Raw genomic sequence first — 26,598 nt, forward strand, 5'->3', positions numbered from 1 at the left:
CCCTCAGCCCGCCTTGACGGTGACATCGCCGCTGGAGGTGTCCAGCCGGAGCAGATGCGCGGCGGCGGAATCGCGGCCGACCTCGATCCGGCGGTCACCCGCGTTGGACTCGCCCTCCACCCGGTACTCGCCCGCGGGCACGGTGAGCTCGATGTTCCCGCTGCTGGCATCGGCGCGCACATCCCCGGCGGCGGTGAGGGCCAGGGTGATGTCGCCGGAACTGGCCTCGGCGGTGACCGCACCACGCAGGTCCCGCCCGATGATGTTCCCGGAACTGGTGTCCACGGTGATCTCCTTGCCGATGTCGGTCAGCTCGACGTCGCCGGAGCTGACGTCCACCCGCACCGGGCCGTCCACATCGCGCACCCGCACATCCCCGGACGAGCCGTGCACATCGGCGGAGGCGACCCCCTCCAGGGTGAGCGCCCCGGAGCTGAGGTCGCCGGTCACCGCGGCGGCCCGCGGGAGGACGACCTCGTACTCCACGGAGCACCACCAGCCGCAGTCGCCGAGGTACAGCTCCCCTTCGGTGATCGAGAAGGTGTCCTCCGGCTTGCCGAACCGGTAGGAAAAGGTCTGCCGGACGGTGGTCTCCGCGACGTCGGCGACCGTGATGGCGATGTCCCCCGAGGCGTTGTCGATCTCCACGCTGTTCACCTGCTCGGCCACCGTGTCGGTGGCCTCCGCGGTGGACGGCCACACCCAGCCGAAGGCGACCGCCACCCCGGCTCCGATCATCAGGACGCCACCAAGGGCCAATCCCGGCCGTACCATGCTGAGCCCTCCCCTGTCAGGTTTCTCTCCCGGAAACGCTAAGGCCCGCGCACCCACGCGACATCCGGGTGAACCCCCGATTCCTCCCTGATGCTCCCCCCACCCCACTCGCACGGTCTCCTTGCGGGCTCCGCACTAGCCTGGGGCCGGACCGTTTCGCCGACAGGAGGATCGCAGACGATGCCCCAGCCACCCAATCCGTACGACTTCCTGCCCGACGTCCCGAGCTTCTCGCTGCGCAGCAACGATGTCGCCGAGGGCGAGACCCTGCCGACCCCGCAGCGCAGCGGGATCTTCGGCGCAGGCGGGGAGGACGTGTCCCCGCACCTGGCCTGGTCCGGCTTCCCCGCCGAGACCAAGAGCTTCGCGGTGACCTGCTTCGACCCGGACGCGCCGACCGCGAGCGGGTTCTGGCACTGGGCGGTGTTCGACATCCCGGTCTCGGTCACCGAACTGGCCACCGGGGCGGGGGACGGTTCCGGGCTGCCGGCAGGCGCGGTCACCCTGAAGAACGACGGCGGCCTGCAGCGGTACCTCGGCGCGGCCCCGCCCCCAGGGCACGGCCCGCACCGCTACATGTTCGTGGTGCACGCGGTGGACGTCGACTCCCTCGGCATCGAGGACACCGCCACCCCGGCCTTCCTCGGGTTCAACCTGTTCGGGCACACCCTGGGCCGGGCCATGCTCACCCCGGTCTACGCGAGCTGAGGCCGCACCGCGCTACTCGCGCGCTACAGAGCCGATGACGGCCGCTGCCAGAGTCGGGGCATGGGGAGCGCGCGCACGATACGCACGGTCGTGGTGGCCACGTTGGTGGCCACGTTCACCGGGGGTATGGCCTCCGCGGCCGCCGAACCACCGGCCGCGGAGGCCGTGCAGGGTTCGCTGATGTTCGTACTGGACGCCTCGGGCTCGATGACGACGCCCACCGAGGGCGGACGCACCAGGATGGACATGGCGAAGGACGCCATGGGCACACTGATCGACCAGCTGCCGATCAACATCCACGTGGGGTTGCAGGTCTACGGCACCGCGACCGGCAACACCCCGGAGGAGAAGGAAGCGGGCTGCGCCGACGTGCGCACGTTGCGGCCGGTGAGCGAGGTGGACCGGGACGCACTGCACGCCGAGGTGGACCGGATCGAACCGCGCGGGTACACCCCGATCGGCACCGCGCTCACCGAGGCCGCCGGGGCGCTGCCGGAGCGGGGGCCACGAGCGGTCGTGCTGATCTCCGACGGGGTGGACACCTGCGCCCCGCCCGAACCGTGCGAGGTCGCCGAGGAGCTGGCCGGGGACCAGGTGGGGCTGGCGATGCACACCGTCGGGTTCCAGGTGGACGAGGACGCGCGGGCCGAGCTGGACTGCATTGCCGAGGAGACCGGCGGGGACTACCACCACGTGCCGGAGGCCGGGGCGCTGGAGGACCTGCTGCCCGAGATCGCCGACCGGGCCCTGCGGTTCTACGAGGTCACCGGCGAGAACGTCGCAGGGTCCGAGCGGCCCGACGAGGACGCGCCCTACCTGCGGCCGGGCCAGTACGAGGACAGCATCGACCGGTCCACCCCGCACTACTACCGGGTGCACGTGCCGGAGGGGGCAACCGGCCGGTTCACCGCCGTGCACACCGTGCGCAAGGACCGCTCCAAGGTCGAGTCCCAGGTCGACCTGCGGCTGGTGGACGGGCAGCTGCGGGAGTGCGCGCGGGCCCGCGGATACCGGGACTACAACTTCGACGGCCCGGAGACGGCGAGCGTGACCTGGTCGGCGTCCCCGCGCACCCGGTGCGACCCGCGCGGGCCGCACTATCTCGAGGTGACCTGGGACAACGCCAAGAAGGACAAGTCGGACAACGTCGAGCTCATCGTGTCCATGGAACCGGCGGTACGCGGAGCCGAAGGGCCTGGACCGGAGTCGGAGCCGGTGCCGTGGCGGGAGCCGGCCGGGGACCCTGGCATCGTCTGGGGCGGCGGGTCCTTCCGCAACGCGGCACCCCTGCCCGGATCGGGTCGCTATGTCGACAAGCTGAACTACAGCGAGTACAGCATCTACAAGGTGTGGCTGGACTGGGGCGAGGGGCTCACCTACCGGCTGCGGGTACACGGCGGCGAGCGGGGCAACGCCGCCACCGTCGCGACCGAGCTGCGCGACCCGATGCGCGCACCGGCGCGGAAGCAGTGGTGGCGCTCGGCCGAACACGATGGGGGCGAGGCGGTTCTCGGGCCGGTCGGCACGCCACGGGTGCGGCACGCCAACCGCGATGGCGGCGAGCTGGCCAGGAACGCGACGCAGGCGGGCTGGTACTACATCGTGGCGAAGCTCAGCCCGGTATGGGAGCGGCCGGAGTCGGCCCCGGAGGAGGTGCCCACCTTCGAGCTCCAGGTACACGTGACCGGTGAGGCCGCGCCGGAACCGGACTACGCGGAGCTGAGCGTGCCCGAGGAGCCGCCACCGGGGCCGGAGAACCCGGCGGCCTGGCAGCCGGAACCGCTGACCGCGCGCACCGAACCGGAACGGGCCGAGATGGCCTGGTCGTGGTGGGCGGCCGGGGGTGGCGCGCTGCTGCTCGGGGTGCTCGGCATGCTGTGGTGGCTGCGCAGGCGCCGGGTCAACGCGGCTTGAGCAGGTAGTCCACCACGGGCCGGAGTTCATCGGCGGTGGGCGGCTCGTCGTCGATCAGCCCCTGGATCAGCAGCCCGTCGATCCCGGCGAGGAACACCCTGAAGGCGATCTCGTCGTCGTGCCGGACCATCGAGGTGAGCACGTCCAGCCAGCGGCGCGCGGCCGGGCGCAGCTCGGGGCGGCGGGAGGCCAGCAGGTACAGCTCGTACTCGGCGATGGTCCGGCCGCGTTGCGGGCCAAGCGCCTCGGCGAGCAGGTTCGCCACCTCGGCCGCGCCCCCGCTGCCGCGTGAACGGGCCCGGTCGATCATCCAGTAGACCTCGGTGGCCATATCCCGCGCGCAGGCGATCAGGGTGGCGATCAGCAGCTCGTCCAGGCTGGCGAAGTGGTAGGTGGTCGAGGGGGTGGGCACCCCGGCCTCGGCGGCGACCGTGCGGTGCGTGACCCCGGCGACCCCGTCCCGCTCGATCACCCGCAGGGTGGCCGCGATGATCTCGGCCCGCCGCTTCTCACCGCGCGCCTTCCGGCCGTCCGGCTGTCGCTTCATCATCGGCAGGATAACGAAACGATCGTCTCATTAGACCGCGAGGTGTGCACCACATCCGGGGGACTTAGGCCGCGCCAATCGGTTACTCATCAGTAGGGCACGTTACGCTCCCCGCAGCCCACCGCGAAGTCCCGAACGAAAGGCCCCGTTTCCCATGGGTGCTGTAGAGATCACGCTCGGCGCGATCGCAGTCGCGATCAGCATCGTCGCGTGGAGCATGTTCGTCCGCACGGTCCTGCGCATGGTCAAGACGATCCGGCTCGGGCAGCCCGACAGCAGCCGGAACGGGCCGTTCGGTCCACGGCTGAAGACCCTGATCAAGGAGTTCGCGGCACACACCAGGATGAACCGGCTCCGGCATGTCGGTCCGTGGCACTGGCTGGTGATGTGGGGCTTCCTGATCGGCTCGCTGGTGCTGTTCGAGGCCTACGGCGAGGTGTTCGACCCCGGCTTCCACTGGCCGATCATCGGCTCCTGGTCGATCTGGCTGCTGCTGGTCGAGCTGCTGGGCATCGGCACCGTGGCCGGCGGGATCGCGCTGGCGGTGATCCGCCAGCTGAACCACCCGCGGCGTGCCGACCGGCAGTCCCGGTTCGCCGGGTCGAACTTCGGGCAGGCCTACTTCGTCGAGGCCGTGGTGATCATCGAGGGTCTCGGCATCCTCGGGGTGAAGGCGTTCAAGACCGCCGCCGGGCTGGAGGACCCTGCCCTGTGGACCAGCTTCCTGACCGCACCGCTGGCCGAGATCCTGCCCACCGCGCCGGAATGGGTGTCGGTGATGGCCTTCGTCAAGCTGATGAGCGGCATGATCTGGCTGATCGTGGTGGCCAGGAACATGACCATGGGCGTGGCCTGGCACCGGTTCAGCGCGTTCTTCAACATCTACTTCAAGCGCGAGGACGACGGCGGCACCGCGCTGGGCAAGCTCAAGCCGATGATGAGCGCCGGCAAGCCGCTGGACTTCGAGGAGGCCGACCCGGACAAGGACGTGTTCGGCGCCGGTCAGGTCGAGGACTTCAGCTGGAAGGGCTGGCTGGACTTCACCACCTGCACCGAGTGCGGCCGCTGCCAGTCCCAGTGCCCGGCGTGGAACACCGGCAAGCCGCTGTCCCCGAAGCTGCTGATCACCCAGCTGCGCGACCACGCCTACGCCAAGGCGCCGTACCTGCTCGCCGGTGGCAAGAAGGACATGACCGGCGAGGAGATCGGGCTCACCGGGGACGACCCGCACGCCGGGATCGACGTGCTGGCGCTGGCCGAGTCCGAGCGGCCGCTGGTCGGCGGGCCGGAGGAGAACGGGGTGATCGACCCCGAGGTGCTGTGGTCCTGCACCTCCTGCGGGGCCTGCGTCGAGCAGTGCCCTGTCGACATCGAGCACGTGGACCACATCGTGGACATGCGCCGCTACCAGGTGATGATCGAGTCGAACTTCCCGACCGAGCTGAACGGGATGTTCAAGAACCTGGAGAACAAGGGCAACCCGTGGGGCCAGAACGCCAAGGACCGGCTGCAGTGGACCGAGGGCCTGGACTTCGAGGTGCCGGTGTTCGACGGCGACCTCGGGGATGCCGAGTACCTGTTCTGGGTCGGCTGCGCGGGCGCGTTCGAGGACAGGGCGAAGAAGACCACCCGCGCGGTGGCCGAGCTGCTGCACATCGCGGGCGTCAAGTACGCCGTGCTCGGCCCGGAGGAGACCTGCACCGGCGACCCTGCCCGGCGGGCGGGCAACGAGTTCGTGTTCCAGATGCTGGCCCAGCAGAACGTCGAGGTGCTGAACTCGGTGTTCGAGGACCGCGAGCCGCTGCAGCGCAAGATCGTGGTCACCTGTGCGCACTGCTTCAACACCCTGGCCAACGAGTACCCGGACCTCGGCGGTCAGTACCAGGTGGTGCACCACACCCAGCTGCTGAACCGGCTGGTGCGGGAGAAGCGGTTGGTGCCGGTGGCGCCGATCGCCGATGACGTGACCTACCACGACCCGTGCTACCTGGGCAGGCACAACAAGGTGTACGAGGCCCCGCGTGAGCTGGTCGGTGCCTCCGGGGCGCAGTTCCGCGAGATGCCGCGGCACGGGGACCGCTCGATGTGCTGCGGCGCGGGCGGCGCGCGGATGTGGATGGAAGAGAAGATCGGCAAGCGGATCAACGTGGACCGGGTGGACGAGGCGCTGGGCACCGCGCCATCGAAGATCGCCACCGGCTGCCCGTTCTGCCGGGTGATGCTGAACGACGGGGTGACCGCGCGGCAGAGCGACGGCAAGGCAGGCGAGAACGTCGAGGTCGTGGACGTGGCGCAGCTGCTGCTGTCCTCGGTCAAGCGCAAGGAGGACCCCGCCCCGGTGCCCGCCGGGGCCCCGGAGATCGGGGACGAGGCGGAACCTGCCGAGGAAGGCAAGCAGGTCTAGCCACGGGGTAGCCGGACCAGGAACCGCGCCCCGCCGAGCGGGCTGTCGGTCACGGTCACCTCGCCGCCGTGCTGGGTGGCGATGGCGTACACGATGGCGAGGCCGAGGCCGGTACCACCGTCCTTGCGTGCCCGCGCCTCGTCCAGCCGCACGAAGGGTTCGAACACCGCCCTGCGGTTCGCCGGGGCGATCCCGGGGCCGTCGTCGTCCACCTCGAGGACGGCGGTGTCCCGGGTGGCGTGCAGGTGCAGGTCGACCCTGCTGCCCGCATGCCGGACGGCGTTGCGCAGCAGGTTGTCCACCAGCCGCCGCAGCCCGTCCTCGTCCCCGGTGACCAGCAGGGAGTCCGGCGCGCGGGTCCGTACCGGGATCTCGCCGGTCGCCGCGAGGTCGGTGCCCGCCTCCCGGAGCAGCGCGGCCAGGTCGAGGTCGGCCGGTTGCCCGCCCCCTGCGTCCTCGGCTCGCGCGATCGTCAGCAGTTGCTCCGCCGTGTGTTCCAGCCGCCCCTGCGCCCGCAGGCTGCGCGCGAGCACCCTGGGCAGGTCGGCGGGATCGTTGCGGCGCGCGGCGACCTCGAGGGTGGTGCGCAGGGTGGCCAGCGGGCTGAGCAGTTCGTGTGCGGCGTCGGCGAGGAACCGGCGCTGCCTGCGTACCCCGGCGGCCGAGCGTTGCAGCAGGTCGTCCAGGGTGGCGATGAGGGTTTCGAGCTCGGTGCCAGCCGATGTCGCCTCGAGCCGCGGCGGCGGGTAGCTGTCGGCGGCCTCGGCCGCCTGCCTGCGCAGCCGGTCCACCGGCCGCAGGGACCTGCCGAGCGCCAGCCAGACCAGCACCCAGATACCCGCGGCGAGCAGTGGAACGGCCAGCACGGCGATTGTCGTCACCGTGCCGACCGCCTGCTGGACATCGGCCAGCGGGGCGGCGATCAGCACCCGCACCGCGCCGCTTTCCTGGTGGATCAGCCATCCCGCACCGAGCTTGGCGAAATCGGACGTGCCGGTGACCCACCCCGGTCCCGGTGGTGGGGTGCCGGGATCGGCGTGGATATCGATCCGCTCCAGGTCGGCCGACTGCCGGACGGCGTGCCGGGAGGCCGCCAGCAGAGTCCCGTCCGGGCGGCTGACCCGGAGCAGCCGCTCGGTGGTGCGCGCGTCCACCAGGGTGCGCAGTGCATCCGGGTCGGCAGCACGGCGCGCGAGGGCCTCCGCCTCCGTGGCGAGGTCGGCCACCAGCCGTTCGCGCAGGGAGTGCTCGGTGGCGGCTGCGAACGCCCAGGCGCCCAGCGCCAGCCCAAGAACCGCGATCAGCGTGGCGGCCACGCTGACCCGCATCCGCAGGGTGCGCATCACCGCTCGGCTTCGATCAGGTAGCCGACCCCGCGCACGGTCCGGATGGTGTGCAGCCCGAACGGCCGGTCCACCTTGTTGCGCAGGTATCCGATGTAGACGTCCAGGATGCCGGGGTTGCCGTCGAAGTCCCAGCCCCAGACCCGGTCGCGCAGCTCGTGCCGGGGCACCACCGTGCCCGGCCGTTCCAGCAGCGCGTGCAGCAACGTGAACTCCCGCGCCGAAAGGCTGATCTCGGTACCGGCCCGGCGGCAGGTGCGCAGCCGGAGGTCGAGTTCGAGGTCACCGGCCCGCACCGGCGGGAGGGTGTTCGCCCGTGGCCGCCGGATCAGTGCCCGCAGCCGGGCCACCAGCACCGAGAAGTCGAAGGGCTTGCCGAGGAAGTCATCGGCGCCAAGGTCGAGTGCGTCCCGCTCGTCGCGTGCCGCGTTGCGCACGGTGAGCATGAGCACCGGGGTCCAGCCGCCCGCCCGGCGCAGCTCCTGGCAGACGGCGAAACCGTCCATCCCGGGCAGCAGCACGTCCAGCACGATGGCGCTGTAGTTGCCCTCCCGGGCCAGCCACAGGGCCTCCCGGCCGTCGTGCACCACGTCGACGGTGAACCCTTCGTCGGTGAGTCCCTCGGCGATCGCCTCGGCAAGCGCCTCCTCATCGTCGACCACAAGAATCCGCACAGGGCCTCCAGCTGCCGCCCGGCCTCAGCCGGCAAGCAGTTGCGCCAGCACCAGGCCGACCTCGGTGGTGATCTCATCCTCGGGCGAGTTCGCGTTACTGGCAACGACGAGCACCGCCCTCGGCCGCTCCAGCTGCACGATGGTCGCGCCGAAGCCGAAGTCGTTCAGCCCGCTGGTGCCGCGCCCGCGCACCCCGTCCACGGTCTGCTCGGGGGCGACGGCATCGAGCAGCAGCCGCGTGGACTCCGGTCGCAGCAAAGTGGACTCCCGCAGGGCCTGCCACCAGGTGCGCAGGTCGCGCACGGTGGCTGCGATCCCGCCCCCGCCGAGCAAGGCCCAGGTCGGCTCCCAGTACGCCGGGTTGTTCCGGCCGTGCACCGAGCCCTCGTACCCGGTGGCCACCGGGATGGCGCGCAGCGTCTCGCTGCCGTAGAAACCGGTGTGCTCCAGGCCCGCCGCGGCGAACAGGTCCCCGACCACGGCGGTGAACGTCCTGCCGGTGACCTCCTCCACCAGGATCGCGGCGAGGGTGTAGCCGGAGTTGGAGTAGGCCTCCCCGGTACCCGGCCGGAACTTCAGTTCCTGGCCGAGGATTCGCCGCAACGCCGCCGCACGGCTCATCGGCTCGAAATCGCCCTCGGTGTCGTGGTACTCGGCCAGCCCCGAGGTGTGTTCGAGCAGTTGCCGCACGGTGATCTCCCGCTTGTCCGCGGGCACCTCGGCGAGCAGTTCGCCGAGGGTGGTCTCCGGCCCGAGGAGTCCCCCGTCGACAAGACGCAGCACGGCCGCGGCGGTGAAGCTCTTGGCGATCGAGCCGATGTCGAAGGCGGTGCCCACCTCGTTACCGGTACCCGTCTTCCGGTCGGCAAGGCCCAGGGCGTGGGCATCAGTCCCGCCCGGATGGTCGGCCAGGAAGGCGCCGCTGAAGCCGGTGTCCCGCAGGTGCTCGGCGTAGCCGGAGATGGTGCTGACGCCGTCCGGCACGGGTGGCAGCGATGGCCCGCAGGCGGCGACGGTGCCGAGGACCAGGAGGGACGCGGCCAACCGGATGCCAAGGGAGTGCGCTCGTCTCATGGCCTGGGAGTGTGCTCACCACTCGCCAAGAACAGCCCAAGAACACCGCGGGTGACAACGGTGGGGTGGGCCCTACCGCGGATTGCGGTGCCGTCCCCAGTGTGTTCGGGGCTCGTGCCGAGCAGGCTCTGTGCTGTCTGATTCACAGCGGAGCTGGGGAGCCTGTCTTGTCTTCTGTCCTGCACACCACTCGCGGCTGGCACCGGCCGTTGCTGGTGAACACCGCGCTGATGCTGTCCCTGGTCGTGGCGTCGATCGTGGGCCTGCTGGTGGACGACCGGATGTTGCTCGGCGAGTCGGTCTGGGTGAAACCGCTGAAGTTCGGCCTGTCCTTCGCCGTGTACGCGGCCACCCTTGCCTGGCTGCTGAGCCGGCTCACCAGGGCAAGGCGGTTCGGCTGGTGGGTGGGCACGGTGTTCGCCGTGGTCGGGGTGATCGAGGTCGGTGTGGTCGCCTTCGCCGCGGCACGCGGCACCTTCAGCCACTTCAACCACAGCGCGGAACCGGCCAACCAGGCCGTGCAGATGATCTTCAACCTGGGCGTTCCCGGGATCTTCGTGGCCAACCTGATCATCGCGGTGCTGGTGCTGTTCCAGCGCACCGGAGACCGGGCACTGACCATGGCGATCCGCACCGGGCTCGCGATCTCCACGGTGGGCATGTTCCTGGCGTTCTGGATCGTGGCGGTGAACACCGAAGGCCCCCGGCAGGTGACCGACGCGCGCGGCGAGACCGTGCCGATGGAGGGCGGCCACGGGATCGGCGTCCCGGACGGCAACGGCCTGCCGATCCTGCACTGGAGCACCGAGGGCGGGGATATGCGGGTGCCGCACTTCGTGGGGCTGCACGGCATCCAGGTGATGTTGCTGCTGGCGGTCGGGCTGAGCGCGCTGGCCAGGAGATACGGCTGGCTGCGGGACGAGCGGACGCGGGCCAGGCTGATCGGGGTCGGCGCGGCCGGCCACTCCGGACTGCTGGCGGTGGTGACCTGGCAGGCCATGCGCGGCCAGTCGCTGATCCATCCGGACGCCGCCACCCTGACCGCGTTGGTCACCGTGGTGGTGCTCACCGGCCTGGGAGTGGCCACAGTGGTCGCCGCGGCGAAACGCGCCGCATCGCGACCGGAAGAACCGACGCTGACCGGATAGCTCGCGAACGAAGGCTGCCCCCGGGATCGTCCCGGGGGCAGCCTTCGTTGTTCAGGTCCTCACGGCCGCCAGGAACGCGGACCAGCCATCGGCCGGGACGGTCAGCATGCCGCCATCGGGGTCCTTGGAATCCCGGATCCCGACGATCCGCGGGCGGTGGGCGACCTCGACGCACTCGTTGGAAGCGCTACCGCTGTAGCTGCTCGTGCGCCACTCGGCGCCGGCCAGGTCGGAAACGGGCATACGTGCTCCACTCGAATCAGGTTGTCGTGCTCGGCAGCGCGGAAATGAACTCCACGGTCTCCCGTGGACTCATCGCGACGTTCCGCAGGCTGTCGAAGGCAAGGCTATACGGCTGCACGTCCTCGGCTCGTTCCAAATACACCCCGCGACCGAGTAGCTCCACGTAGCCGACGTCGGAGTCGGTCGGGCTCCCGTCGAAACCAAGGATGCTGAACGGCACGCTCATCGCCGGGTAGGCACCCGCACCTGCCGGGATCACCCGTAGCTCCACATTGGGCAGCTCGGCCAGCTCCAGCAGCCGCCCGCGTTGCCGCCGCATGACTTCCGGACCCCCCACCTCGACATGCAGGACGGCCTCGGTCAGGATCGCCTCCACCTCCAGCGGGGTGTCGTCGGTCAACCGGCCCTGCCGATGCATCCGGGCATCCAGCCGGTCCTGCTCGGCCTCCGCCGGCAGCGGCGGCACGGAAGCATGTTGCAGCGCGGCGGTGTAGTCGCGGGTCTGGAACAGTCCGGGCACCACGTCCAATTTGAAGGTGCGCACGTTCGTCGCCTCCGACTCCAGCTGCACGTAGTCGAGTACGTCGGCGTCCAGCGCGCCCTCCTGGACCGACTCCCACCAGCCCGGAGCCTGGGCAATCTGCGCGCTGTTGAACAGGGCCTCGCGTTCCTCCTCGTCGATGCCGTACACCAGCGCCAGGGTCACCACGTCCGCTGGCCGGATCGGCGGGGTCGCGGCCTCCAACCTGGACTGCTTCGCCCTGGACCAGCCAGCCCGAGCGGCGACATCCTCCTGCTTGTACTCGGTCCGGGCACGCCACTCGCGCAGTACGCGGGCGATCCGTCGCAGCCGAACGCTGGGCGCTGGGGCCTCCGTGACCGGACCGTCGCTCATCCGTGCCTCCTGCGGGTCTGTCCCGGTGAACGCGGTGAGCGTAACGAAGTGGCGGACAGTCTCACGTTCATCCGTCTGAGTGGTGCTGAGAATTCTCAGTATGGTCGCTGTTGCAATCAAACGATGCGTACATGATGGTTGACGGGTACAGGCGCGGAGCAGGCGAGCCGACGATCGCCGCCGTGCCCGGCGGACCCACAGCGCCGGGCATCCGCGGGTGGCACGTGTCGAGCCGGAAGGGACGCGACCCCTGGCTCCACGTGCCGCCCGCCCCGAGGTCGTCGTCAACGCCCAGACCTCGTGCCCCTAGCCTGCGCCGAGGCAGACGAAGGGGCGGCGCAGCGGTTCGGCCGCAGTGGCCTCGGCCAGCGCCGCGGCTGGTTGCTCACCTGCGGACAGCAGGCGGTGCAGTTCGGTCATGGTCTGCGCCGCGGCGTGGTCGCCCACCCGCGCCACCGCACCGAAAACCGAGCGGGCGCCGGCGGCGAGCAGGGTTCCGGCGAAGCCGAGCGGTTCCTCCCCTGGGCGGGTGTGACTCATCGCCAGCTCGCAGGCGGCGAGCACCACACGTTCCGGCAACCGGCTGAGCCGGGTGGTCTCGTGCGCGTACAGCGGCCCGTCCACCAGCTCCAGCCGGGAGAACAGGGCGTTGGCCGGTTCGTGCATGCCGTGCGCGGCCAGGTGCGCCAGCCGGGATCCTTGCAGCTCGGACAGCACCGAGGTACTTGTCGCCAGCTCGTTGTCGACCAGATGCGCGTCCGGGTACACCAGCCGTAGCTGCCGTACCTCGCCGACCGCGCCGGGAACGCCGGGACCGCCGACCAGCAACACCGGATCGTTCGTTCGCTCCTCCTCGCCGCGCCGGGACGCCGCACCCACCCAGGCGGTGGCCGAAGGGGCGACCGCGAGCGGACGGCCACGCAACGAAGGCAGCGCGGGCCATGGCAGCGCGTACAGCGGGCCGATCGGCACGATCACCAGCTCCCGATCGCCGATCGCCTCCCGCAACGGCGCGAGCAGCAGCTGGTCCAGGCGCTCGGCCCGCTTGCGGGCGGAGTTCATCACCGCGTTGGCCAGCGGTTCCGGCAACTGGTCCGGGGCCAGCGCGTCCAGGTCGGCATGCAGCTGCTTGGTGGTCTCCACGACATCGTCCAGCGGCCCGAGCCGGACCAGCCGGAACCGGCCATCCCGGACCACCACCCCGGACAGCGCGTCACCCTGCCGGACCAGGCTGACCAGTGCCCGCTCGCCGAGCCGTTCGGCCACCTCCTCCGGCGCCGACACCGGGCGGGGTTTGCCCCACGGGCTGGTGTACCAGCCCAGCCTGCTCACCTCCCGCTGCAACCCGGCGTAGCGCTTCTCCAGCATGGCAACGGGTTTGCCCTCCAGGCGCAGCTGCTGGACGGTTCGTTGCAGGCTGCGCATCTCGGTGATCCGGCTGGCGAACACCTGGTCCTCGATCACCGGCATCGGCTCGTACCGGAAAACCTGCGCCCTGGTGCGTTCCTGCCAGGCGAGTACCCGCCGCGCCCCGGCCTGCCCCCGCGCGCCTTCCAGCACCACCCGCACGCCGAGCCTGCCGAGCTCCTGGCCGTGCACGGCGGTTCCGGACAGCAGGTCCAGCCCGCCCATCCGGTCCCGGATCAGGCCCAGCTCGGTCAGCCCGGCCCTGGCCTGGGCCAGTGCCGAGCGGTGTTTCCCGGTGGCCACCGCCAGCTCCGCCTGGCACAACCGGCGCAGCATCCGGTGGTCCACCGGGGTGGTGCGGCGCGGCTTCGGTACCTCGGCCAGCAGCGCCTCCGCGGCCGCCACCCGGTCCCTGCGCAGTAGCAGCCGGATAGCGAGTAGCCGGGCAACCCCGGCCTCGTCCCGCAGGCCGAGCTCGGCGAGCCGTTGCGCGAGCTGCCTGAGCTTGGTCGGCAGGCGCGCCCCGGCGCGGCTGTCCGCGCTGTCCAGCGCGGTAAGTGCCTCGGCACGTAGCTTGCTCAACGCGGCTACCTCGGCCCACCGCGTATTGCCCTTGCGGAGGAAACGACGGCGTGCGGCACCCGCAAGTCGTTTGGCCATCGGGAGGTCACCGTCCAGAATCGCGGCGGCCGCCCGCGCGACCTCAGCTTCGGCGAGGTCCTGCATGACCCGGTTACGGCGCAGCTCCGGCAACGCCTCGTCCAGATGCCGCGCCGCCTCGTCCGCAAGCCCCGCGGACAGCAGAGCACGCGCCTGGTCCAGCCGCACCTTGGGCAACGAGCCCGGCCCCGCCGACTCAAAGATCCGAGCGGCCTCCTCGTAGTGGTGCAAGGCGGCCGGGATGTCGCCCACCAGGGCGGCCTGGTCACCGAGGTTGTGCCGCGCCTTGCCTTCCAGCCGCTTGTGCCCGTACTCCACAGCCAGTTCGAGGCAGCGCTGGAGGTCGGTCAGGGCGCGCTCGGGGTTGCTCATCAGGAGATGGACGATCGCCCTGTTCATCAGGTGGCTGGGCAACAGGATCCCGTTGTCGTCCGCCGGATCAAGGTCGGGCAGGAAGGTGTCGAACAGGCTGAGGGACTCGGCAAGGCGGCCCGCCCGGAAAAGGATCACGGCGCGCTGTAGTCCGGCCACCGCCCGGAGCCTGCGCCGGGTGACACCGGCGGGCAGGTGGCCGAGCACGACCTCGGCTGCCTTCAGGCGGGCCAGCCCGGCATCCATCGAGGTGGTCTCGGCCTCGGCGGCGGCCAGGCTCATCAGCACCCGGGCCCGGATCGCCGAGGCATCGATATCGCTTTCCCCGGCCGGGCCGAGCTGTCGCAGGGCACGCTGGAACAGGCGTACGGCCTCCGCGGGGCCATGGTTCTCAGCGGCCGCCCTGGCGCGCCAGTACACGCTCTCGGCGTTGCCGACGGCACGGGAGCGGTGGTTCGGCGAGTCGGGCACGCGCCCTATATGAGCACATCCGTGATCGTCGGGCGTCAGCCGCCGGGGTACTTATAGCACCACGGTCGGGGTAACCACGGTACGACAGGAGGTGGCGCCACCAAGGGTCACCACTATCTGGGTGGTGCCTCTCGGAACCTCGTCCAGCACGAACCGCCCGCCCTCGTCGGCCATGGTGGACGACGAACCGTGCTCGGCCACCCGTACCTCGACCCCGTACTCCCCGGCCGGAACCAGCCACCCGTCAATGCGATGATGTCGGCCGATCTTGGTCAGATTGATCATCACGGTCAGGTCGCTCACGGTGAAGGTGATCGTGCCCTCGCCGCTGCCCCGCACCCCGGCCAGCGGGTCAGCTCGTTCCCAGCGGGCGACCTCGACGTCCAGGTTCTCCAGCGCGATCGCGAACTGGATCCGCTCCACCAGGTCGGCGGGCGGTGGGTCCGCCTCGACCAGCCTGCCCACACTCGCCATCAGTTCCCGGTTATCGGGCAAGCCCGCACCGTCCGGCCCGATCTCGTTCATACGCTGCCGCCCCCTTCGATGTCCAGCAGGTCTCGCATCTTGTTCAGGCAGCGGCCCCTGGTCGGCCCGATACTGCCGGGTGGCATCCGCAGGGCTTCGGCGACCAGGCGGTACTCTGCTCGCCCCGCGAGAACGGTCAGGCGCAGCACCTCTTGGCAGCGCTGCGACAGCTGGGCGAAGGCGCGCCAGATCCGGCGATCCCGGTCGGCGCGCAGGGCTTCGGCCTCCGGTGCCGGTTGCGTACTCGGTACCGTCTCGGCGATCTCGTCCGTCAGTTGCACGGATCGGGATTTCCCACCGCTGGCCCGCTGGGACTCTCTACGGGTCGTGGTGATCAGCCAGGCGGCGAGCGTCCTCGGCTCCTTGATCTCATTCAGGTTGCTGAACAGCGCGAGCCACACCGTCTGCACGACGTCCTCGGCCACATGCTGGTCGAGCCCGTTACTCCGGGCGACATGCCACACCAGTGGAGTCAGCTCGGCGACCAGCCGGTCGCGGGCCCGGTGGTCCCCGGCGCGGGCCGCGTGCATACATGCCGCGTGCAGTTCATGGCCTTGCAGGCCCTCCCACGGAGGTCCCGTTTCGGCGGTTCGAACATCGGTCACCGCATCCGCCCCACTTCGCGTGTCGACATCTCCTCAAGTCGGTGCCGCGAGTATCGCCAAGGTCTTCGCGGAAAGGACCGGGCCGGTAGTCACTGAATACATAAGTCACTCGTTTGGAGTAGCGGCTGCGGTAGCGAGCAAGGAAAAGGTCAGCGAGCGGCGCGGGCCGTCCTCCCACGGCCGCGCCAGCTCAGCTGCCAGGAGGTGCCGGCCGGCGCCGACAATGTCGAGCGCCAGCCGGCGAACCCCACCCTGACCAGGCGGACCCTGCTCCTGGCCCGCCCGACCCCCTTTAGGGTGCCCCTGAGCCCCGATGTGCTCGTCGGCCGTCAACCGGACCCCCTCCGGCAATCGCCAACGCCACCGGTAACCGGATGAGGGGACCTCCGGGAGCCGCAGCTCCACGGTGTCCCCCACGCGCAGCTCGGTCGTCCTCCCCGCATCGACCTGCGCCAACCGGACCAGCACTGCACATTCCTCCTGGGACTTCAGGAGTGGTGGTAGCCGGCGGCCCCCTCGACTGCCGGCCACCACCAGCCTGTGGTTGTTTCGACTCAGACCAGAAGCTGGTCGATCTGCCCGCTCGCGTCCTCGTGGTAGTCCACGGGCAGGCCGTTGTTCTTCGCCGTCACTGCCAGCAACAGCAGGTGGCTGTGCCCGGACTCCGACGCGGGCGAGAGCCGCTTCCAGCCGGTGCCATGCACCCACACCCACACGCCGGGCGAGGCGTTGTAGGAGAACAGATGCGTGATCATCTGGTTGCGGGACCAGCCATCAGGCGAAGGTCCGCCGCCGATACGCCACGGGTCGGGAGCGGGTGGGGCCGTCGGGTTGTGATTGCTCCGCGGAACCAGCGCGGGCGGCGTGCTCGTCGGATTGTGGTTGCCTTGCGGCACCTGAGCGAGCGGCGGCGTGCTCGTCGGATTGTGATTGCCCTGCGGGACGAGATCGGGTGGTGTCGGCGGGGCGGCATCCGGCTGCTCCGGGTCGGGTACCTCGAAGTAGTCCGACTTCGCGATGTCCGCGTCGTTTCCAGGCCGGGTCTCCGGCTTCTCGCTCGCCTCGTTCGCTGGCATCGTGCTCTCCCCTCGGATTTAGTACGCGATCTGGACCATGCTCAGCTCGTCGTTGTCGACGAACGGGGCGACCGCAAGTCCGCCGGCCCGTGCGTGGGTCAGCATCGCGAGTTTGTTCGTTGTGCTGTGCGACCCCCCGGAAAGGCGCGTCCATCCCAGGTGTTCCAGGTACGCCCATCCATTCGCGTCATGCGCCGTCGCAAACAACCGCAATGCGCGCTGCGGCGGGAGCCAGGCCCGCAGGTTCACCCCGGTGCAGCCGAGCGTGGTCGGCCGCGGGTCCGGGTAGTCCTCGATGTAGCCCTCGCCGTAGGCGATGCGGAAGTAACCGCGTTCACCCCAGTCCACTCCCCACGAGTTCTTCGCGATCCAGCAGCCCGCGGTGTCGTCCCACCCGATCAACGCGACGCAGTGGCCACCGCTGATCTCCTCGGTGGTGTGCCGGTACACGCCACTGGTGTAGTGGAACAGGTCGTTGTACACGACGAGACAAGCAGTCACCGGGCCGTAGCCGTAGATGTGATGCTTGATCGCCGCCGGGTTCCGGCCGAGATCCACGACGTCCTCCACCTTGGCGACGCGGTTCGGCCAGTCCGGATGCAACGATCCGGAACCGTCCTCGGTGTACGGAAAGTAGTCCTCGAACGTCACGCCTTTGGACATGCTGTCGTCGAACAACTCGTCCGGCCACGAACCGGTCCGGTTCGTGAAGCCACGTTCCGCCCCGTGCCCGAAGAACAGGTGCGCTTCGGACAGGTCGAGGTTCAGTCCCGGAGCACTCCGGGTGTAGGCGGCCGTGCCCTCCAGCGCAGCGATGGTGCCGAACGCGCTGCAGGAGCCGCTTTCACCCTGGTCCTTCACCGGTGTGACGTAGTCCCGGCCGCTCAGGTTCCGCAGGTCGAACCGCTCGGGGAGGTTCGGCGTGGGCGCCAGCGCGGCGACGACCTCCTCACCCACGGTCCGGCGGGCGGCCTCGGCCATCCGCTGTGGCTGGTCCGCGCGGGCGGCGACCTCGTCGGAACCGGGCGCGGGAACCCCCAACCGGGCCGCCCGCGACTCCACCGGGAGCCTGCTCAGCATGGTCTCGCCGGCGAGCCACGGGTCCCCCAGCGCGGCGAGCCCGGCCTGCACGGCCGCGATCTCCGCCGCCTGGGAACGGTCGGGGCTCATGCCTCGGCTCCGCCGCGCTGCGCTCCTCGGCCCGCGGGCCGGACCTGCGATGCTCGCCCGGCGTCGCCTTCGGGGCTCATATGGGTCCTCCCGGTGTCCGAGTCTTCCGAGTCTGAGGTGGAACCGCCATCGCCCCATATGACGCAGCAACCACCCCGCCAGATACACAACGGGTGGACTTTTTCTGAAGATTTTTTCCAGCTAGGCCAATCGGGCGAGCAGCTGGCACCGCTGGCGTGGCTTGTGCTCACCCCACGTGTTGATCAAGCGGTCGATCGCCCGGTCATTCAGGTGCCTGCGGGGCGGCTGCGCGCCACGATCCGTGCCCCGCACTCGTCGATCGACCGGACCTGCGCCGAGCCACAACAGCAGCGGGTCCACACCGTCTCACCCTCCGGAGTCCGATGCCGGGACAGCACCCGGAACGGTCGCGCGTCCGGCCAGCCACAGAACGGGCAGTTGCTCACCTCGGACCTTCCTTCCTGCTCGCTGATCTCCAGCGTGGAAGGCGCGACCCTGTGGGTCCAGGTTGGATGTTTGCACATGATCGTGAAGAATGACCTACATGATCGACCTACGCAGGCTGCAGGTCCTGCGTGCGGTCGCGTACCACGGAACGGTCACCGCGGCGGCGCAGTCCCTGCACCTGACCCCCTCCGCCGCCTCCCAGCAGATTCGCCAGCTCGGTCAGGATCTCGGGGTGGTCCTGCTGGAGCGGCACGGCCGCAGGGTCCGGCTCACCCCCACCGCGCGCTCCCTGCTCAGCCATGCGGACGCGATCGAGTCGCGCTGGCAGCAGGCCGAGGCCGAGTTGCTGCGCACCGGCTCGGGGCCGGCCGGGCTGCTGCGGATGGCCGGGTTCCCCACCGCGATCAGCACCCTGCTCGCACCGGTCACGGCAATCCTGCGGGAGACCTGCCCGGCGCTGACCGTGCGGCTGCGCGAGGCCGAGCCCGCGGAGAGCTTCGACCTGCTGTTCGCCGGGGACACCGACCTGGCCGTGGTGGAGGCGACCCAGACCGGGCCCGCCGTCGGGGACCGGCGGTTCGACCAGCGCGCCCTGCTGGACGACCGGTACGACCTGCTGGTCCACCGGGAACACCGGTTCGCCGGACGGATCTCGGTGGACCTGGCCGAACTGTCCGAAGAGGACTGGATCATCGGCGTGCCGGACAACACCTGCCGCGAACACACCCTCGCGGCCTGCACCGCGGCCGGGTTCAGCCCGAACATCGCGCACGAGGCCGAGCAGTGGGATGTGGTGGCCACCCTGGTGGCGCACCGGCTCGGGGTGGCGCTGACCCCGCGGTTGCGGCAGTTGCCACCGGACCTGCCGGTCGCCCACCTGCCGGTGACCGGGCCGACCGTGCCCTCGCGGAAGTTCCTCACCTGCACCCGCCGCGGCGGCCGGGACAGCCCGGCCGTCGCGGCGGCGTTGCGTGAGCTGGAGGCCTACGCGCTCGGCCGCCAGCGGTCCGGATAGCTACCAGACGAATCCCAGTCGCAGGAACACCGACTCGCCGGGGGCGTCATCGAGGCCGTCGTTGTCCACCACGCCGACCAGCCTGCGCCAGCCGAACCAGGACGGCCCGCCGAGCACGGCCAGCCCTTCCGGCTTGTCCGCGAGCACCCCGCCGCCCGCGGCGAGCGCGGGCCGCAGGTCCCGCACCTCCCGCTTGCGCAGCAAGGGTTTCGGCTCTCCCTCGGGCGCCGGCCGCAGCCGCCCGATGCGCACCTCGTACACCTTCTTGATCCGCGCGCCGGCGCCACGCCGGTTGTCCCGCTCGAGCACCAGCAGCGTGCGGTCGTCCACCGCGGTCAGCTCGGAGAGCCCGACCCACCCGCCTGCCGGTGCGGCCTCCAGCGGGTAGGCGGCGAAGGCCCAGCGCCCGGTGGACGGGGTGTACCTCGCCAGCGTCGCCCGGCCCGCGGGCTCACCCGCCCAGGCCCGCTGCACCGCGACCCACACCTGCTCGGTGCCCCGGTTCCGGACCACCGCGACACCTTCGAAGCCGAACCGGCCCGCACCGGCGGCGACCCGCTCGGGCAGCCGGACCTCCTCGAGCACCCGGCCCGCGCGGTCGGCGCGCACCAGCAGGTTCTCCGTGTCCTCTCCGGGGTCGCCTTCCACCGCGAGCCAGTACCCGCCGCCGGGGCGGGCCGCGATCCCCTCGGTGTCATAGCCGACCGGTGTGCCGTTCCTGGTGAGCGTCCGTTCGCGGGTGACCCGCGCCGGATACCGCCGGGCGTCCACTGTGAGCACCCGGCTGGGCCGGTAGGCGTTGTCGGTGACGGCCACCAGGTTGCGATGGTCCCCGGGGATGCCGGACAGCCCGGACAGGGCACCGAAGCCGGGGCCGGCATCGTCGTCGGAGACGATCGACGGGGCGCCTTCGTTGTGCCGCAAGGACAACGCCAGCGGCTTCCTGGTCAGCTGGTAACGCGCAAGCGAGGAACGGATCCCGTCCGCTGCGGCGTCCTCCTCGGCCGCGACCACCAGGGCGTCCAGCCGAGGGATCGGCAGGATCCCCTCCGGACCGACCCCGGTGGGCAGGCCCTGCACCAGCTCCGGCCGTCGTGGATTGTCCACATTGTACACCGCGATTAGGTTCGCCCTTTCCATGCCGATGAAGGCGTACCGGTGCCTGCCGTAGGCCGCCACGGCGATCCCTTCCGGCTCGACCCCCTTGTTGTCGGCCCTGCCGTCCGGATACTGACCGTAGGAGGTGGCCAGTCGCTCCAGCTCGTTGCCCGAGTCGTAAAGCACCCGGCCGGTGCGCGCTTCGAAGACCGTCCAGGTGCGCGAACCACCCTGGTGGTCACCCTCGTCGGCGGTGCCGAGGGTGTGCTCGTCCAGCCAGCCGATCGCGTCCGGTTCCCGCGGCGCGGTGACCGATCCGCTCGGGTCGATCCGCCCGTCGTCCGCGACGTCCACACCGTCCACTGTGGCCACTCCCGCGGAGAAGTGCGTACGCACCTCGCCGGTGGCCAGGTCGGCCAGCACGATGTGGTTGTTCTCCTGCAGGGTGACCGCGACCTGGTTGGCCGCATTGATCGAGACGTACTCGGGTTCCGGGTCGTTCGGGGCGACCTCGGCGAGTCCGGTGAGCTCGACCCTGCGGACCCGCCACTGCCCCGGCTCGCCGTTCAGGTCGAGCACGTCGAGGAAACCGGCTGGCTGCTGCGGGATCGCGCCGTCGTCGACATCCTCGTCCCGTTCGTTCTCGATGGCCACGGCGGCGTACCGGCCGTCCGGCGAGATGTCGATCGAGTCCGGCTGCCCACCGAGGTCATGCGTGGCGACCACCCGCCTGGCCGCGATGTCCACGACCTGTAGCAGCCCGGATGGATCCACATAGGACTCCGAGGTGTTCACCGCGACCAGTGCCAGCCCATCGCGAACGTCCACCGAGGTCGGCTCGCCTGGCAGGTCCATGGTGCCTGCGGGCCGCAGGGTGTCACCGCGCAGCGTGCTGAAGCCGATCCGTTCCGCTGGCGAGTCGGTGTAAACCACGGTGCGGCCGTCCGGGGTCGCCGCGGCGATCTCGGCGGCGGTGTGCTCCTCCGGCGCGGAGTTCCGGTACACCGGCAGGGTGGCGACCCGCTGGAACCGCTCGCCATGCCGCGGGACGCCGAGGTCCCCGGAATGCCCGCCATGCGCCGTCGCGGCCGGGACCGCCGCGGTCATCGTGCCCGCCACCAGCAGGCCGGTCAGTGCCCAAGCTCGAAATCTCACCGGTGCTTCTTAGCCCGCGCGGGCTAAGGCCGCTGGTAGCCGAGATGAACCCCCGGCGAACCTTCAGCCGTGCCGGGCGTGGAACTGCGCCATCAGACCCAGCAACTCCACCTTGTTGGCCTCCGGAAGCTCGGGATCGAACTCCCGGTAGAGCCGGTGCACGTTCGCCACCAGCCGTTCCGGCTGCAACCAGCCAGCGAACTCGCCGAGCTCGATATCGGCGGCGGCCGCAGGCACGTCCAGTCCCGCGTCGAACCGTTGCCGCGCCTGGTCCCGTACGTACTCCAGGTAGCGGCGGACGGCACGCACGCCATCGGCGTCGGTCGCCGGTCCGTGCCCGGGGATGATGTGCTCGGCGCCGAGCCCGAGAATGGTGTCGCAGGCGGCGATCCAGTTGTCCACCGGACCGGCCCAGATCAGCGGGGTGGAACCGATGAAGAGGATGTCGCCGGTGAACACCGTGCGCGCGGACGGGACGTGCACCAGTACGTCGCCAGCGGTGTGCGCGGGCCCGACCTCGATCAGTTCCACCACGGTGCCGCCCACGGTCAGCTCCAGCCTGCCGGTGAAGGTCTGCCCCGGCAGCCTGGCTCCGCTCTCGGCGAAGGCGAAGGACCCGAAGGCGCGGTGCAGGTAGTCGCGCATCGGCTGCTCCAGCTCGGCCTCGGCCAGCGCGGCCAGCGCCTGCGGGGTCAGGTGCCGCATCTCCGCGGCCGCGTTCTCCGCGGCGATGATGTCGACCCCGGCGGGCAGCTCGTAGTTGCCGAACCAGTGGTCGCCGTCGCCATGCGTGTTCACCGCGACCTCGATCGGGGTCTGTGCGGTCAACGGGCTCATCGTGGCCAGCAGCTGGCGGGTGAGCGGCGCGTCGAAGAGGGTGTCCACCAGCAGTGCGCTGTCGGTGCCGCGGATCAGGCCGGCGTTGCTGCGTCCCCAGCTGCCGTCCGGCTGCAGGTAGGCGTGGACGTTCTCGGTTACCTCGTGCAGGTCCTTGGTGTACTCCACCGGGCCAGCTTCGCATCGGGGGCGGCCAGGCAACAGGGACGGCAGGGCTGGACACCGCGAGTAGCATCGATAGTCCGCACCGCCAATGTCGTCCGTGAGCCAACCACCCCCTGCACGCGAGGCGATCAGCATGGGTGTTCCAGGTGACTCCGCACCGGCCGACGAGCCGGCCGTCGGCAGGTCCGGCGCCCGGTTTCCCTCGGCACGGCCGCGGAAGCGGTGCGAGGTCGGCCGGACTGGCGCACGCTTCCCCTCGGCGAAACTGCTGGACAGCCTGGCCGAGCCGGAACCCGAGATCGAACCGTCGCCACCGCAGGTGGCCGAACCGGAACCCCGGCCCGCCGAGCGGCTCGAGGACGGCGAGGAGCTGCCCGTCGAGTCCGAGGCGGCCCGGCTGCGGGTGCGCCCCTATGTGCTGACCCACGGCCGTACCCGCTCGGCCAAGCACCTGGCAATGGAGACGTTGATCGCCACCGAACCACGCGGGCCCTGGCAGGACGAGTGGCTGAGTACGGAGAGCAGGGCGGTCGGGCGGCTGTGCGCCGAGCCGCGCTCGGTGGCCGAGGTCGCCGCCCTGCTCGCGCTGCCACTCGGGGTGGCGCGGGTGCTGCTCGGGGACCTGGCCGAGGCCGGGTTGGTCCAGGTGCACGCCAGCCTTTCCACCCCGGACGGCCGCCCTGACCTGGACCTGATGCGCCGCGTCCTGCGCGGCCTCCGTGCCCTCTAGCCGCGGTTGCCTGAAGGGGTGAATCGATGGTTCACTTCTTGCATGCCGTACCGGAGGACACCGCGGATCCAGGAGCGACTGGACACCCAGCGCGCCGCGATCGTCGACGCCGCCACGGAGCTGCTGGCGGAGAGCGGGTACGCGGGCTGCTCGATGGCAGCCGTCGCGGCCAGGGCCGGGGTCAGCGTGGGTAGCGTGTACCGCCACTTCCCCGGCAAGGCCGAGCTGGTGGCCGAGTTGTTCCGGGTGGTCGTCAGCCGCGAGGTGGCCGCGGTGGACGAGGCGTCCCGGAGCCGGGGCGAGATCACCGAACGGATCGTCGCGGTGATCGAGACCTTCGCGGGCCGCGCGCTGAAGGCGCCCCGGCTGGCCTACGCCCTGCTGGCCGAACCGGTGGACGCTCCGGTGGAGGCGGAGCGGCTGCGGTTCCGCCGGGCGTTCCGGGACATCGTGGCCAGCCGGATCGAGGAGGGGGTCGCGGCCGGTGTGCTCCCGCCGCAGGATCCGCAGATCACCGCGGCCGCGTTGGTCGGTGCGGCCGCGGAGGTACTGATCGGCCCGTTGACCGCGGAGCACACGGACGGCACGGCCACGGCCACCATGCCCGCGTTGTGCACATTCACCCTGCGTGCCCTAGGAGACGCACATGCCTAGCACTCACGAAGTCACCAACCAGGTCCCGCCGCTGACCGGGCACGACGCCGCGGCCGATCCCGCGCTGCTGGAAGGGCTGCGCCGGGAGGGCGCGGGCTGGGCCGAGCCGGAGCTGCACGAGCTGGGCAGGCTGGCAGGCAGCGAGCAGGCGCAGGAGTGGGGCAGGCTGGTGAACGAGAACCGCCCGGTGCTGCGCAGCCACGACCGCTACGGCCACCGCATCGACGAGGTGGAGTTCCACCCGCACTGGCACGACCTGATGCGGGTCGCGGTCGAGCACGGGCTGCACGCCGCGCCGTGGCGCGAGGACCGCACCGGGGCGCATGTGGCCCGTGCGGCCAAGAACTACGTCTGGACGCAGACCGATCCCGGGCACATCTGCCCGATCTCGATGACCTACGCGGCGGTTCCGGCGCTGCGGCACAACCCGGAGCTGGCGGCGCGGTACGAGCCGCTGCTCACCTCGCCGGAGTACGACTTCGGGCTGCGCGAACCCAGTGGCAAGCGCGGCCTGATCGCGGGGATGTCGATGACCGAGAAGCAGGGCGGCTCGGACGTGCGCGCGAACAGCACGCAGGCGCGGCCGGCCGGGGACGGCAGCTACCGGATCACCGGGCACAAGTGGTTCACCTCGGCGCCGATGTCCGACCTGTTCCTCACCCTGGCCCAGGCACCAGGTGGGCTGTCCTGCTTCCTGCTGCCCAGGGTGCTGCCGGACGGCAGTCGCAACCCGATCCGGCTGCAACGGCTGAAGGACAAGCTCGGCAACCACTCCAACGCCTCAGCCGAGATCGAGTACGAGGAGGCCACCGGCTGGCTGATCGGCGCGGAGGGCCGGGGCGTGCGCACCATCATCGAGATGGTGAACAAGACCCGGCTGGACTGCGCGATCGGCAGCGCGGCCGGTATGCGGCACGGGCTGGTGCAGGCGGTGCACCATGCCACGCACCGCAGGGCCTTCGGCGAGTACCTGATCGACCAGCCGCTGATGGCGAACGTGCTGGCCGACCTCGCCGTCGAGGCCGAGGCAGCCACCACCGTCGGGATGCGGCTGGCCGGGGCGACCGACCGGGCCTGTGCAGGGGACGAGCGGGAAGACCTGTTCGGCAGGCTCGCCATCGCGGTGACCAAGTACTGGGTGTGCAAGCGCGCACCCGCGCATGCCGCGGAGGCGCTGGAATGCCTCGGCGGCAACGGTTATGTCGAGGAGTCCGGGATGCCGCGGCTGTACCGCGAGGCGCCGTTGATGTCCATCTGGGAGGGTTCGGGCAACGTCGCCGCGCTGGACGCGCTGCGGGCCATGGCCAAGCAACCGGAGACCATCGAGGCGTTCTTCACCGAGGTCGAGCAGGCCGCCGGTGCGGACGCCCGGCTGGACGAGGCCACCGCGCGGTTGCGCAAGGAACTGGGCGACCTGGCGGACATCCAGTTCCGGGCCCGCCGCCTGGTGGAGACCTTCGCCCTGGTGCTGCAGGGTTCCCTGCTGGTGCGGCACGGCGATCCCGCGGTGGCGGACGCCTTCTGCGCCTCCCGGTTCGGCGGGGACTGGGGGATCGCCTTCGGCACCCTGCCCAGCGGCGTGGATACCGCGGCCATCCTTGCCAGGGCAAGGGTGCACTCGTGAGCTCGCCGATCCGCACCGAGACCGAGGACGGGGTGCGCTCGATCATCCTGGCCAGGCCGGAGCAGTACAACACCATCACGCCGGAGCTGCGTACGGCGCTGGCCGCGGCGATCGACGAGGCGGATGCCGACCCCGAGGTACGGGTGATGCTGCTGCGCGCGGACGGTCCGGCCTTCTGCGCGGGTTACGGCCTGGACTGGTCCACCGAGTACCAGGCCACCGCGGAGGCCGAAGCCGGCTGGGACTCCGCACAGGACTACCGGATGATGTCCCGGTTCGTGGAGGTGTACCTGAAACTCTGGTACGCGGCCAAGCCGACGATCGCCGCCGTGCACGGCTGGTGCGTCGCGGGCGGCACGGACATGGTGCTCTGCGCGGACCTGATCGTGGCCGCCGACAGCGCGGTGTTCGGTTACCCGCCCGCCAGGGTGTGGGGCACGCCGACCACCGCGATGTGGGTGTACCGGATCGGCTTCGAGCAGGCGAAACGCTATCTGCTCACCGGGGACGAGATCCCCGCTGCCACCGCCGAGCGGATCGGGCTGATCGCCGAGCGGGTCGCGGACGATGACCTGCCTGCGCGCTCGCTGGAACTGGCGAAACGGATGGCCCGGCTGCCCGGCAACCAGCTCGAGATGATCAAGCTGCTGTGCAACCAGACGGTGGAGAACATGGGCTTCGCCTCCTCCCGCACCCTCGGCACCCTGCTGGACGGCGTTGCCAGGCACACCAGCGAGGGCAGGGCCTTCGTGGCCAGGGCCACCGAGGCCGGTTTCCGGCAGGCGGTGCGGGAGCGGGACGACCCGTTCGGCGACTACGGGTCCCGGCCGAAGGAGTAGCGC

The 26,598-nt window shown here is 70.7% G+C and carries 25 protein-coding genes; 9 read left to right on the forward strand and 16 right to left on the reverse strand.

Features of this window, described 5'->3' with window-relative positions:
- Positions 1 to 3: 3 nt before the first annotated feature.
- On the reverse strand, positions 4 to 774 hold the full coding sequence (locus KOI47_RS34230; protein ID WP_232376437.1) for a DUF4097 family beta strand repeat-containing protein: 771 nt from the start codon (positions 772 to 774) through the stop codon (positions 4 to 6).
- 180 nt (positions 775 to 954) lie between these two features.
- Between KOI47_RS34230 and KOI47_RS34235 the strand changes: the two genes are divergently transcribed.
- The gene (locus KOI47_RS34235; RefSeq protein WP_216211718.1) at positions 955 to 1,482 is read left to right on the forward strand and encodes a YbhB/YbcL family Raf kinase inhibitor-like protein; all 528 of its coding nucleotides are present in this window, start codon (positions 955 to 957) and stop codon (positions 1,480 to 1,482) included.
- Between the two features lie 60 nt (positions 1,483 to 1,542).
- Positions 1,543 to 3,396, forward strand: coding sequence for a vWA domain-containing protein (locus KOI47_RS34240; RefSeq protein ID WP_216211721.1), 1,854 nt, complete (start codon positions 1,543 to 1,545; stop codon positions 3,394 to 3,396).
- On the opposite strand, the gene KOI47_RS34245 is transcribed toward KOI47_RS34240, so the two are convergent.
- On the reverse strand, positions 3,383 to 3,943 hold the full coding sequence (locus KOI47_RS34245) for a TetR/AcrR family transcriptional regulator (protein WP_216211725.1): 561 nt from the start codon (positions 3,941 to 3,943) through the stop codon (positions 3,383 to 3,385). The genes KOI47_RS34240 and KOI47_RS34245 overlap by 14 nt on opposite strands.
- A gap of 154 nt (positions 3,944 to 4,097) precedes the next feature.
- Here KOI47_RS34245 and KOI47_RS34250 point away from each other — a divergent pair, with 154 nt between their 5' ends.
- A complete protein-coding gene (locus KOI47_RS34250) occupies positions 4,098 to 6,347 on the forward strand; it encodes a (Fe-S)-binding protein (RefSeq protein WP_216211727.1) in 2,250 nt (749 codons plus the stop codon).
- Here KOI47_RS34250 and KOI47_RS34255 read toward each other — a convergent pair.
- The 3 genes from KOI47_RS34255 to KOI47_RS34265 are packed head-to-tail and all read right to left on the reverse strand — an operon-like array spanning position 6,344 to position 9,438.
- A complete protein-coding gene (locus KOI47_RS34255; protein ID WP_216211730.1) occupies positions 6,344 to 7,690 on the reverse strand; it encodes a sensor histidine kinase in 1,347 nt (448 codons plus the stop codon). The two genes, KOI47_RS34250 and KOI47_RS34255, sit on opposite strands and share 4 nt — an antisense overlap.
- Positions 7,690 to 8,364 carry a response regulator transcription factor gene (locus tag KOI47_RS34260; RefSeq protein WP_216211735.1) on the reverse strand — a complete coding sequence of 225 codons (675 nt, stop codon included), beginning with the start codon at positions 8,362 to 8,364 and terminating at the stop codon, positions 7,690 to 7,692. The genes KOI47_RS34255 and KOI47_RS34260 overlap by 1 nt, the downstream gene beginning before the upstream one ends.
- A 24-nt stretch (positions 8,365 to 8,388) precedes the next feature.
- Positions 8,389 to 9,438, reverse strand: coding sequence for a serine hydrolase domain-containing protein (locus tag KOI47_RS34265; RefSeq protein ID WP_216211738.1), 1,050 nt, complete (start codon positions 9,436 to 9,438; stop codon positions 8,389 to 8,391).
- Positions 9,439 to 9,605: 167 nt separating this feature from the next.
- Here KOI47_RS34265 and KOI47_RS34270 point away from each other — a divergent pair, with 167 nt between their 5' ends.
- On the forward strand, positions 9,606 to 10,586 hold the full coding sequence (locus KOI47_RS34270; RefSeq protein ID WP_232376438.1) for a hypothetical protein: 981 nt from the start codon (positions 9,606 to 9,608) through the stop codon (positions 10,584 to 10,586).
- 51 nt (positions 10,587 to 10,637) lie between these two features.
- Here KOI47_RS34270 and KOI47_RS34275 read toward each other — a convergent pair whose 3' ends face one another.
- The 9 genes from KOI47_RS34275 to KOI47_RS34315 all read right to left on the reverse strand — a co-directional run bounded on the left by KOI47_RS34275 (position 10,638) and on the right by KOI47_RS34315 (position 18,555).
- Positions 10,638 to 10,829 (reverse strand): DUF397 domain-containing protein, encoded by a 192-nt coding sequence (locus tag KOI47_RS34275; protein WP_216211741.1) that lies wholly within the window; start codon positions 10,827 to 10,829, stop codon positions 10,638 to 10,640.
- Positions 10,830 to 10,845: 16 nt separating this feature from the next.
- Complete coding sequence (locus KOI47_RS34280) at positions 10,846 to 11,724, reverse strand: helix-turn-helix domain-containing protein (RefSeq protein WP_216211743.1); 879 nt, start codon at positions 11,722 to 11,724, stop codon at positions 10,846 to 10,848.
- A gap of 306 nt (positions 11,725 to 12,030) precedes the next feature.
- Positions 12,031 to 14,445 carry a CHAT domain-containing protein gene (locus tag KOI47_RS34285; protein ID WP_232376957.1) on the reverse strand — a complete coding sequence of 805 codons (2,415 nt, stop codon included), beginning with the start codon at positions 14,443 to 14,445 and terminating at the stop codon, positions 12,031 to 12,033.
- A 240-nt stretch (positions 14,446 to 14,685) separates the two neighbouring features.
- Positions 14,686 to 15,159, reverse strand: a complete 474-nt coding sequence (locus KOI47_RS34290) for a carboxypeptidase regulatory-like domain-containing protein (protein ID WP_216211749.1) — start codon at positions 15,157 to 15,159, stop codon at positions 14,686 to 14,688.
- Complete coding sequence (locus KOI47_RS34295; protein WP_216211751.1) at positions 15,156 to 15,764, reverse strand: RNA polymerase sigma factor; 609 nt, start codon at positions 15,762 to 15,764, stop codon at positions 15,156 to 15,158. The genes KOI47_RS34290 and KOI47_RS34295 overlap by 4 nt, the downstream gene beginning before the upstream one ends.
- A gap of 105 nt (positions 15,765 to 15,869) precedes the next feature.
- Positions 15,870 to 16,298 (reverse strand): protease inhibitor I42 family protein, encoded by a 429-nt coding sequence (locus KOI47_RS34300; protein ID WP_332461435.1) that lies wholly within the window; start codon positions 16,296 to 16,298, stop codon positions 15,870 to 15,872.
- A 20-nt stretch (positions 16,299 to 16,318) separates the two neighbouring features.
- Entirely contained in the window at positions 16,319 to 16,840 is a 522-nt protein-coding gene (locus KOI47_RS34305) for a hypothetical protein (RefSeq protein ID WP_216211757.1), read from the reverse strand.
- 18 nt (positions 16,841 to 16,858) lie between these two features.
- On the reverse strand, positions 16,859 to 18,010 hold the full coding sequence (locus KOI47_RS34310) for a C1 family peptidase (protein ID WP_216211762.1): 1,152 nt from the start codon (positions 18,008 to 18,010) through the stop codon (positions 16,859 to 16,861).
- A gap of 287 nt (positions 18,011 to 18,297) precedes the next feature.
- The gene (locus tag KOI47_RS34315) at positions 18,298 to 18,555 is read right to left on the reverse strand and encodes a hypothetical protein (RefSeq protein ID WP_232376439.1); all 258 of its coding nucleotides are present in this window, start codon (positions 18,553 to 18,555) and stop codon (positions 18,298 to 18,300) included.
- A gap of 11 nt (positions 18,556 to 18,566) precedes the next feature.
- On the opposite strand from KOI47_RS34315, the gene KOI47_RS34320 reads away from it, so the two are divergent.
- Positions 18,567 to 19,493 carry a LysR family transcriptional regulator gene (locus KOI47_RS34320; protein ID WP_332461436.1) on the forward strand — a complete coding sequence of 309 codons (927 nt, stop codon included), beginning with the start codon at positions 18,567 to 18,569 and terminating at the stop codon, positions 19,491 to 19,493.
- Here the strand turns inward: KOI47_RS34320 and KOI47_RS34325 are convergent, their stop codons facing one another.
- A complete protein-coding gene (locus KOI47_RS34325; RefSeq protein ID WP_216211765.1) occupies positions 19,494 to 21,746 on the reverse strand; it encodes an esterase-like activity of phytase family protein in 2,253 nt (750 codons plus the stop codon).
- Positions 21,747 to 21,809: 63 nt separating this feature from the next.
- Complete coding sequence (locus tag KOI47_RS34330; protein WP_232376440.1) at positions 21,810 to 22,751, reverse strand: MBL fold metallo-hydrolase; 942 nt, start codon at positions 22,749 to 22,751, stop codon at positions 21,810 to 21,812.
- 130 nt (positions 22,752 to 22,881) lie between these two features.
- Between KOI47_RS34330 and KOI47_RS34335 the strand changes: the two genes are divergently transcribed.
- Genes KOI47_RS34335 through KOI47_RS34350 form a run of 4 tightly spaced genes read left to right on the forward strand, consistent with a single transcriptional unit; the run spans position 22,882 to position 26,595 of the window.
- Complete coding sequence (locus tag KOI47_RS34335; RefSeq protein WP_216211770.1) at positions 22,882 to 23,478, forward strand: DUF742 domain-containing protein; 597 nt, start codon at positions 22,882 to 22,884, stop codon at positions 23,476 to 23,478.
- 42 nt (positions 23,479 to 23,520) lie between these two features.
- Complete coding sequence (locus tag KOI47_RS34340; protein ID WP_216211773.1) at positions 23,521 to 24,132, forward strand: TetR/AcrR family transcriptional regulator; 612 nt, start codon at positions 23,521 to 23,523, stop codon at positions 24,130 to 24,132.
- A complete protein-coding gene (locus KOI47_RS34345) occupies positions 24,125 to 25,756 on the forward strand; it encodes an acyl-CoA dehydrogenase family protein (protein ID WP_216211776.1) in 1,632 nt (543 codons plus the stop codon). Before KOI47_RS34340 ends, KOI47_RS34345 begins: the two co-directional genes overlap by 8 nt.
- The gene (locus tag KOI47_RS34350) at positions 25,753 to 26,595 is read left to right on the forward strand and encodes a crotonase/enoyl-CoA hydratase family protein (RefSeq protein ID WP_216211779.1); all 843 of its coding nucleotides are present in this window, start codon (positions 25,753 to 25,755) and stop codon (positions 26,593 to 26,595) included. The genes KOI47_RS34345 and KOI47_RS34350 overlap by 4 nt, the downstream gene beginning before the upstream one ends.
- Positions 26,596 to 26,598: the final 3 nt, after the last annotated feature.

Source organism: Amycolatopsis aidingensis, assembly GCF_018885265.1.
GTDB classification, from domain to species: Bacteria; Actinomycetota; Actinomycetes; order Mycobacteriales; family Pseudonocardiaceae; genus Amycolatopsis; species Amycolatopsis aidingensis.